General features: G+C 64.8%; 8 protein-coding genes. 4 read left to right on the top strand and 4 right to left on the bottom strand.

The window, feature by feature from the left end; all coding sequences use genetic code 11:
• Nucleotides 1–177: 177 nt before the first annotated feature.
• Nucleotides 178–1,056, bottom strand: coding sequence for a transporter substrate-binding domain-containing protein (locus tag BraRD5C2_RS09915; RefSeq protein ID WP_223968092.1), 879 nt, complete (start codon nucleotides 1,054–1,056; stop codon nucleotides 178–180).
• Between the two features lie 335 nt (nucleotides 1,057–1,391).
• Complete coding sequence (ppk2, locus tag BraRD5C2_RS09910; protein ID WP_374707974.1) at nucleotides 1,392–2,354, bottom strand: polyphosphate kinase 2; 963 nt, start codon at nucleotides 2,352–2,354, stop codon at nucleotides 1,392–1,394.
• Between the two features lie 147 nt (nucleotides 2,355–2,501).
• Between ppk2 and BraRD5C2_RS09905 the strand changes: the two genes are divergently transcribed.
• Nucleotides 2,502–3,674 carry a fumarylacetoacetate hydrolase family protein gene (locus tag BraRD5C2_RS09905; RefSeq protein WP_223968091.1) on the top strand — a complete coding sequence of 391 codons (1,173 nt, stop codon included), beginning with the start codon at nucleotides 2,502–2,504 and terminating at the stop codon, nucleotides 3,672–3,674.
• Between the two features lie 151 nt (nucleotides 3,675–3,825).
• Entirely contained in the window at nucleotides 3,826–4,134 is a 309-nt protein-coding gene (locus tag BraRD5C2_RS09900) for a hypothetical protein (protein WP_223968090.1), read from the top strand.
• A gap of 72 nt (nucleotides 4,135–4,206) precedes the next feature.
• On the opposite strand, the gene BraRD5C2_RS09895 is transcribed toward BraRD5C2_RS09900, so the two are convergent.
• Entirely contained in the window at nucleotides 4,207–5,412 is a 1,206-nt protein-coding gene (locus BraRD5C2_RS09895) for a Spy/CpxP family protein refolding chaperone (protein WP_223968089.1), read from the bottom strand.
• A gap of 39 nt (nucleotides 5,413–5,451) precedes the next feature.
• Between BraRD5C2_RS09895 and BraRD5C2_RS09890 the strand changes: the two genes are divergently transcribed.
• Entirely contained in the window at nucleotides 5,452–5,943 is a 492-nt protein-coding gene (locus tag BraRD5C2_RS09890; RefSeq protein ID WP_223968088.1) for a hypothetical protein, read from the top strand.
• Between the two features lie 171 nt (nucleotides 5,944–6,114).
• On the opposite strand, the gene BraRD5C2_RS09885 is transcribed toward BraRD5C2_RS09890, so the two are convergent.
• Nucleotides 6,115–6,576: an Lrp/AsnC family transcriptional regulator gene (locus BraRD5C2_RS09885; RefSeq protein WP_024579268.1), complete on the bottom strand. Its 462-nt coding sequence runs from the start codon at nucleotides 6,574–6,576 to the stop codon at nucleotides 6,115–6,117.
• A 131-nt stretch (nucleotides 6,577–6,707) separates the two neighbouring features.
• Here BraRD5C2_RS09885 and BraRD5C2_RS09880 point away from each other — a divergent pair, with 131 nt between their 5' ends.
• Entirely contained in the window at nucleotides 6,708–9,074 is a 2,367-nt protein-coding gene (locus BraRD5C2_RS09880) for a transketolase (protein WP_223968087.1), read from the top strand.
• Nucleotides 9,075–9,269: the final 195 nt, after the last annotated feature.

Here is a 9,269-nt window from a genome sequence, read left to right as displayed (position 1 = left end):
CGCGGGGGGGGGGGGGGGGGGGGGGGGGGGGGCCCTCCATCCGGCGAGCAATTCGCGACTTGTTGAGCAGTGTGCCTTGCCCCTCACCCGGACCGCATCTGCGATGCGATCCGACCTCTCCCCGCGAAAGAGCGGGGAGAGGTGAAGAGGCCGCAGTGTGATCGATAAAGACGCGCTCTAAATACTCAGCTCCACCGGCACGTCCTCCGGCTTGACGCCGGCGAGGCCGAGGCCTTTGACAAACCATTCGCGCATTTGGCCGATGCCGCGGTTGTAGTCGATCCACACCGAGAGGAAATCGCGCCAGCGCTTGTCCTGTTCGCGCCGCACCGCTGTGCCGCTTGCGATCGTCACCGAGGGCGAGGCCAGGATCTTGTAGGTGCCGAGGTTCGTGTTCTTGGCGATCGCGGTCAGCCCGAGCACCAGCGCGTTGACGACGCAATCGACGCGGCCCGACGACATTTCCAGCATCACCTCGTCGCGCGACTTCAGCGACTTGATGGTGGCGTTCGGCGCAAAGCGCCGCGCCACCGCCTCGTTGGCCGAGCCGACGTCAACCGCGATCTTGACCTCGGGCTTGTTGATGTCGGCCCAGGTCTTGGCCTCCAGCCCCTTCTTCAGCATCGCGCCGAACGGATGCGGAAACACCAGGCTGGTGAAGTCCACCACCAGCGCCCGCTGCGGGGTCGGGTTGAGCGCAAAGCCGAGGTCGATCTTGTTGGCCTGCAAATCAAGAATTGAATTGCCGTAGGTCGACTCGACATATTCCAGCTTGACGTCCAGCAGCTTGGCAAGGTCGTTGGCCATCTCGATCGAGAAGCCGGACCAGGTGCCGGTGGCGAGATCCTTGTTGAAATAGGGCAGTTCGCCCGGCAGCACCGCGATCCGCAGCACCTTGTTGGCCCTGATGCGGTCGAGCGTGTTGTCGGCCTGGGTCTGCGCCGCGGCCGGGGTTGCCATGGCGGCCGCGAGTGCCGCGCCGCTGCCGATCCCGAGCGCATAACGCAGCGCGTCGCGGCGATCTTCGGAAATTTTGATGTCGTCGGATTGAGTCAAGCGGGCCTCCCTGCACCAGATCGGGGAAGCCTAGCGTCGGGTTCCGGTGCCAGCAAGGGCGCACACCTGCGCCATTGGTAGGCGTGGCGAAGGGGAGACGCCTATCTCTTCAGCTCGCCCAGCTTGCGGTAGGCAAATCGCATCTAGCCTGCCTCCGCAGGGGCGCCCTGCCAAAATATCGAAAACAACCCCATGCACAGTAGCCGGAGGCGTACCTGCATTCGACACGTCAACTTGACATGTCGGGCAAATCAGTGGCACTATTCTATTATTCCGAAATTGCGGGGACGTGTTTCTCTCTCCCCGTAGGAACGGGGAGAGGGAAACGACCAGCATCAATACGTTCCCGGCACGTACATCTCGGGCGGGATCGGGCCGCGGTGATAGTCGGGGTTGCGCACCCGCGGCGGCAGCACCACCGGTTGGTGGGTGACCTGCTGATAGGGGATCTGGCTCAACAAATGCGAGATGCAGTTGAGCCGGGCGCGCTTCTTGTCGACGGCATCGACGATCCACCACGGCGAGTCCGGCAGGTGCGTGCGCTCCAGCATCGTCTCCTTGGCCTTGGTGTAGAGCTCCCAGCGGGTCCGCGCCTCGACATCCATCGGGCTCAGCTTCCACTGCTTCAGCGGATCGTTGATCCGCATCGAGAAGCGGAACGCCTGTTCCTCGTCGGTGATCGAGAACCAGTATTTCAGCAGGATGATGCCGGAGCGGATCAGCATGCGCTCGAATTCCGGCACCGACCTGAAGAACTCCTCATACTGCTCGTCGTTACAGAACCCCATCACCTTCTCGACGCCGGCGCGGTTGTACCAGCTGCGGTCGAACAGCACGATCTCGCCGCCGGCCGGCAGGTGCGAGACATAGCGCTGGAAGTACCATTGCGTGCGTTCGCGCTCGTTTGGCGCCGGCAGCGCCGCGACGCGGCAGATGCGCGGGTTGAGCCGCTGGGTGATGCGCTTGATGACACCGCCCTTGCCGGCGGAATCGCGGCCCTCGAACAGCACCACGACCTTCCTCTTCTCGTGCTGCACCCAGTCCTGCAGCTTGACCAACTCGCCCTGCAACCGCAGCAATTCGCGGAAGTAGAGCTTGCGGTCTATCGACGGCTGTCCGGTGACGCCGTCGTGGTCGAGCTGGTCGAGCCTCATGTCGTCGAGCTCGAGCTCGAGTTCCTCGTCAAGGCTGTCGGCCATCTCCTGATGGATGCGGGCGCGCAAGGCTTCGTCGCGGGCGGCTTCATCGCGCAAGGCTTCATCTCGGGTGGCTTCGTCGGTGAGGTCGGAGGCGGTCATGAAGGTCCGTCTTTCAGTATGTTAGGTCGATCGACGGGAGCATTGACGGGCGATGTTACCCCTCTATGACAATGGCGTGACCGCTGTTTCACGCTAGCTGGCGGACTGTGCTAACAAGCGCTGACAAGATCAAAAAAGGAGACGCCGATGATTTCGCTCACGCCAAAGGACGTCCTGCCGGAGGACGGCACCGCCGGCACGCTGGTTGGACGGGTCTGGCTGCCGCAGGCCGGCGGACCCGCCGTGGTCGCGGTGCGGGGCGACGGCGTGTTCGACGTCACCGCGCGCTTCCCCACCGTGAGCGCGTTGTGCGAGGAAGCCGATCCCGCGGCCGGGTTGCGTGGCACGCGCGGCGAGCGGATCGGCGATTTCGAGGCGATCCTCGCCAACACGCCGCCCGACGGCCGCGACATGACAAAGCCGCATCTGCTCGCGCCGGTCGATTTGCAGGTGCTGAAAGCCGCCGGCGTCACCTTTGCGATCTCGATGCTGGAACGCGTGATCGAGGAGCGCGCACGCGGCAACCCGTCGTCGGCGGAGGCAATCCGCAAGGAGGTCGTGCGCCTCGTCGGTGACGATCTCTCCAAGCTGAAGCCAGGCTCCGAGCCGGCGATGCGGTTGAAGCAGGTGCTGATCGACCAGAACGCCTGGAGCCAGTATCTCGAGGTCGGCATCGGTCCCGACGCCGAGGTGTTCACCAAGGCGCCGACGCTGTCGTCGGTTGGTACGGGCATGGATGCCGGGCTGCATCCGAAATCGACCTGGAACAATCCGGAGCCGGAGGTCGTGCTTGTCGTCTCCGGTGCCGGCAAGATCGTCGGTGCCGCGCTCGGCAACGACGTCAACCTGCGCGATTTCGAGGGTCGTTCGGCGCTGTTGCTGTCGAAGGCCAAGGACAACAATGCCTCCTGCGCGATCGGCCCGCTGCTGCGGCTGTTCGACGGGACCTTCTCGCTCGACGACGTCAGGAAGATGGATGTCGGCCTCACCGTGAAGGGCGCCGACGGCTTCGTGCTCGAGGGCCATTCCTCGATCAGCAAGATCAGCCGCGACCCCACCGATCTGGTCGCCCAGACCATCGGCCCCGTGCATCAGTATCCCGATGGATTTGCGCTGTTCCTCGGCACAATGTTCGCACCGGTGAAGGACCGCGACGCCAAGGGCGAAGGCTTCACCCACAAGCGCGACGACATCGTAACCATTGCCGCGCCGCAGCTCGGCAAGCTCGTCAACCGCATGCGGGGCAGCGACGAATGCGAGCCCTGGACCTTCGGCGTTGGCGCACTGATGAAGAACCTCGCGCAGCGCAACGTGCTGTGAGGAGGAGCGCTACGTAGGGTGGGCTAGCCAACGGGTCCGCCCGAAGGGCGGCCCGATGATAAACTCCGCGTAACCCACCCTCTTGCCGCCGACACGGTGGGTTACGCCTTCGGCTAAACCCACCCTACGCGCTACGCGACGACGAGCTATTGTGCTTGCCGTCGCCGCCGGCGTTGTCGAACATGTTCAGAAACCTGCGTGGCAGATCAATCGGGTGCTGCAACTTGAGGGCGCGCGGATGCAAGAAATTCGCAGCGACCGCTTGTCGCGCCGTTATGTGATCCAGTTCATCTTCGTTCGCGCTGCTTCGCTTCAGCATACTGGCTCGACGCGAACAGAAGGAGTCGCGGACATGAGCGAGCAGCCATCAAATGGAATGCCTGATTGGCTCACGACCGACATGCTGGTGATTGCCGTTGCACTGGCCATCATCGTGGTTGGCATGTGGATTGCGCCGTAGCCTCCGGCTGGTTGCCCCGCTGGGATATCGCGGGGTGGTGTCACCGCCATACGCGCGAGGCGATGGCGAGCCCTACAAGCCGATCATCCGGAAGATCATGCCGCCGATATTCGGGCCATGGTGGTGGTGGCGGCGATGACGGCCTCGCGGCGGTTCGTCGCCGCCTGCGGCGGTCATTGCGGCGTTGGCGATCCTGCCGCCGTCCCGCTCGGGGCCAACAGCGTCGAACGCGGCCTTCTGCTCGTCGCTGAGCGCGCTGTAGAAGCTGTCCAGCGCCGGACGCACCGTGCCGATCGCCTGCAGCATCGAATCCAATCTGGCTTCGGCCGCGGCAAGGCGTGCCGGCGGCGTGCGTGCGTCGGTGGGCGGGCAGGACGATTTCAGGGTGTCCTCGGCTTTTGTCGCCGCATCGCGCAAGGCATCGAGGCTCGCCCGCTGCGCGTCGGTCGGCTTGACGTCGCGTTCGATGACCTCGCCCGGCCAAGCGATGGTCGCAGGCTGCGCCGTATTGCAGTTGCCGTTGTCCGCCGTCGGCTCACGCCGGCCGCGGCGCTGATCCGCTGCCAGCGCCGTCACCTTGGCTTTCTGGTCGTCGCTGAGCAGTCCGTAGAACTTCTGCAGCGCTGGCTGAAGAATGCCGACCGCGTCGCGCATGGCCTGGAGGCGCTGCTGCATCGCGGCGAGGCGGCTCGGCGCCGTCAACGGCACGTCCTTGGGACATGAATTGAGAATGGTCTCGGACGCCTTCTGCGATGCGCTCGCGAGCTCGTCGAGCGCTGCGCTCTGCTCCGCATTGGGCTGAATGGCGCTGCGGAATTGCTCGATTGGGAAGCCCGCGATATCGCTTCTGTCGCTGCCGCACATGTCGGCGAGCGTCGTCGTCGCAGCCTGGCTGTCGCTGTTGGACGCGGTCGGCTGTCGCGAGCTGCCGCGGCTCGGCAGGTAATCGGCATAGCCGCTCAGGGCATTGTAATCGTACGGGCCGAACAGGCCGGTATAGATGTCGCCATAGCCATAGTCCCAGAAGTACGGGTCGTAGTCGTCGCCCCACCAGGCATAGTCATAGAGATCGTAATAGGCATAGGGCCAGAATACCGGACCGACCCAGGCGAACCCGCCATGCGGATGGCGCCACCACCAGCCGCCATTGCGGTTGTGATGTCCCCAGGCCGCCCCGGCGGCGGCCGTCATGATCGCGGCGCGCGCCATCGGGTTCCGCAAACCGCCCGGTCTCTGCATCGCGGTGCGGATCTGATGCGAGGCCAACGAGTGGCCCACGGCGTTCGCGTTGTGGCGCATCGCGGCGGGCGAGGCGGCATGACGGCCGGCGGCTACGCTCGGCGCGCCGCGCGCGGCATGAGCGGCGGGCCGGAATTGGTTATGACGCGCGCCGGAGCCACCGCTGAGCCTCATGCCTCCCCTTGCAGCGGGATGGATGGTGTGAAAGCCGCCGCCACGCGCGCCGCTGGCGTGAATTCCGCCACCGTGGAAACCGCCACCGTGGAAGCCGCCTCCGCCTCCATGAAAGCCTCCGCCGCCATGAAATCCGCCCCCACCACCATGAAAGCCGCCACCGCCATGACCTCCACCACCGTGGCCACCGCCGCCACCGCGAGCGGCATAGGCGCTGCCCGCGAACAGCGCGGCCGATGCCGCGACTGCGAGGATCGCGGCGAGCGCCAGCACGGTATGTTTGCAGCGGGCAGCCCTCAGCATCTGTCCTCACCCTTCGGATACTCAGTGATGCCTGACATCAACATCGAACGCCGCCGCCGGGTTCCCGCGGGCGATCCGGTCGCGACGATTTAATTTGCAGCATCGTCGTCCTGGCGAAGGTCAGGACCCATTACCCCAATTGTTCGTCGTTGCATGAGGCTGGGGCCAGTTTCCCTTCACAACCAAATGCGGTGGTTATGGGTCCTGGCTTTCGCCAGGACGACGCGGTGGTGTTGGCCCGATTGGAGTTACCAACCAACGCCCTCACACCGGCAATGCCGTCGAATACTTCACCTGGCTCAGCGCAAAGCTCGACTCGATCGAGGCGATGCCGTCGAGCCGGGTCAGCTTGTTCTTCAGGAACGCTTCATAGGAGGAGAGGTCGGCGGCGACGACGCGCAGCAGATAGTCGCGGTTGCCGGTCATCAGATAGCACTCGAGCACCTCATCCCATTTCGAGATCGCGCGCGCGAAGCGGTTGAGGTCTTCCTCCTTCTGGCGCGCGAGCTTGATCGAGATGAAGACCGAGACGTGCAGCCCGAGCGATTTCTGATCGACGGTTGCGATGTAGCGAGAGATCACGCCGCGCTCCTCGAGCAGCTTGACCCGGCGGTGGCACGGCGACACCGACAGCCCGACCTTGTCGGCGAGCTCCTGCATGGTCATGCGGCTGTCGGTCTGGAGCAGACTCAGGATCTTGCGGTCGATGGCGTCGAGGGCAGGCATTGGGATGAACTCGCAGGTGAGGGCCGGATCGTGGGAATTTATCCCAATTTTTCCTGTGCTGTCGCGTGGAATTGAGATTTTCGGCGGTCGCCGCGGCAGTAACATCCGACGTATTCGCCCGGAGTATTGCCATGGGAATCGCGCCTGAACGCCTCGACATGCTCACAGCCCTGGCCCGCAAGGTGCTGTGGCTGTCGTCGTGGACCATCCACCATGCCAACCATGTGCGGCCATCTGCCGACGGGCTGAAAGTCGGCGGCCATCAGGCCTCGTCGGCCTCGCTCGCCAACATCATGTCGGCGCTCTATTTCTCGGTGCTGCGTCCGCAGGACCGCGTCGCGGTGAAGCCGCATGCGAGCCCGGTGTTCCATGCGATCCAGTATCTGTTCGGCCACCAGACCCGCGACAAGCTGGAGAACTTCCGCGGCTACAAGGGCGCGCAGTCCTATCCGTCGCGCACCAAGGATGTCGACGACGTCGATTTCTCCACCGGCTCGGTCGGCCTCGGCGTGGCGCAGACGCTGTTCGCCTCGCTGGTGCAGGACTACGTCAAGGCGCATGGCTGGATGCGGGACCGGGCCGAAGGGCGCATGATCGCGCTGGTCGGCGACGCCGAGATGGACGAGGGCAACATCTTCGAGGCGCTGCTCGAGGGCTGGAAGCACGGTTTGCGCAACACCTGGTGGGTGGTCGACTACAACAGGCAATCGCTCGACGCGGTGGTGCGCGAGGGGCTCTGGGCCAAGTTCGAAACCATGTTCCGCAATTTCGGCTGGGACGTGGTGATCGTGAAATACGGTAAGCTGATGCTCGAGGCGTTTGCCGAGCCGGGCGGCGAGGCGCTGCGGCGCTGGATCGACAATTGCCCGAACCAGATGTACGCGGCGCTCTGCTTCCAAGGGGGAGCTGCGTTCCGCAAGCATCTGCGCGACGATATCGGCGACCAGGGCGACGTGTCGGCGCTGATCGATCGCCGTAGTGACGACGAGCTGCTGGCGCTGATGTCGAACCTCGGCGGTCACGACATGGCGAGCATGATCGAGGCCTTCGAGGCAATCGATCATGATCGGCCGGTCTGCTTCATCGCCTACACCATCAAGGGTGTCGGCCTGCCGATGCAGGGCCACAAGGACAACCACGCCGGCCTGATGACGGTGGCGCAGATGGAGAAGTGGCGCGCCGCGCAGAACATCCGCACCGGCCATGAGTGGGACAAGTTCGAGGGCCTGTCGCAAGAGCCCGCGAAGCTCGAGGCTTACCTCGCCGCGGCGCCGTTCAACCGCGAGGGACGTCGCCGTCTCTCGGCGCCTGAAATCGACGTGCCGGAGCGACTGGCCTTCAAGGCCTCCGCGCAGATGTCGACGCAGCAGGGTTTTGGCCTCGTGCTGCATGAGCTCGCGCGCGGCGACAGCGAGCTTGCGTCGCGCATCGTCACCGTTTCGCCCGACGTCACGGTGTCGACCAACCTCGGCGCCTGGGTCAACCGCCGCGGCCTGTTCGCGAAGGCGGAGAACCACGACCTGTTCCGGCAGGAGAAGATCCCGTCCGCCTACACCTGGGAATATTCGCCGAAGGGCCAGCACCTCGAGCTCGGCATCGCCGAGATGAATCTGTTCATCATGCTCTCGGCGCTCGGCCTGTCGCAGCAGATCAACGGTGCGCGGCTGCTGCCGGTCGGCACACTGTACGACCCCTTCATCGAGCGCGGCCTCGATGCCTTGAACTACGCCTGCTACCAGGATGCCCGCTTCATGGTGGCGGCGACGCCGTCGGGCATTTCGCTGGCGCCGGAAGGCGGCGCGCATCAGTCGATCAAGACGCCCTTGATCGGGATGGGACAGGACGGGCTCGCCTCGTTCGATCCGGCCTTCGTCGATGAACTTGCCGTGATCATGGGCTGGGGGTTTGGCCACATGCAGCGCGAGGGTGCCGAGGGAGGTTCGGTTTACTTGCGACTCTCGACCCGGACGCTGGAGCAACCGCAGCGGATCATGACACCGGACCTGCAGCGCGACATCACCGATGGCGCCTATTGGATGCGCAAGCCGGGCCCGAACTGCGATATCGTTGTTGCGTACACCGGCACCGTCGCGCCTGAGGCGATCGAGGCGGTCGGCCTGATCGGCGAGAGCCACCGCGATGTCGGTCTCCTGGCGGTAACCTCTGCCGATCGGCTCTATGCGGGTTGGTCCGCCGCACGGAATTTGCGCCGCGACCACCGCGGCACGCAGCATTTGAGTCATATCGAGCGCATGCTGGCGCCGCTCGGCCGCGACTGCGGCATCGTGACCGTGATCGACGGCCATCCGGCCTCGCTCGGCTGGCTCGGCAGCGTGCGCGGTCACCGGGTCGAGGCGCTCGGCGTCGAGCATTTCGGCCAGACCGGGACGATCGGCGACCTCTACCGGCACTATGGCATCGACGCCAATGCCATCATCGACGCGGCGGAAAGCGTGTCGATCGGCGCCCCGGTGCGGCATCGCAAGATGGCGGTGTGACGAGGGATCTCTCCTCATCGTCATCCCGGCGGAGGCCGGGATCCATAACCACAAGTGGTAGCAAGTAAGCGCGGCTCGTTCTAACAGGACCCATTACCAATTGCCGTCGGTGGTTATGGGCCCCGGCCTTCGCCGGGGCGACGAAGCCAACCTTGCCACCGGTGCGGCAGCGACATTATATGCCGTGGGCGTGCA

Origin of the sequence: Bradyrhizobium sp. RD5-C2 (genome assembly GCF_019972155.1) — a bacterium.
Lineage (GTDB): Bacteria > Pseudomonadota > Alphaproteobacteria > Rhizobiales > Xanthobacteraceae > Bradyrhizobium.
Note: the sequence above shows the minus strand (reverse complement) of the source record. Positions and strands in the feature narration are given on the sequence as shown.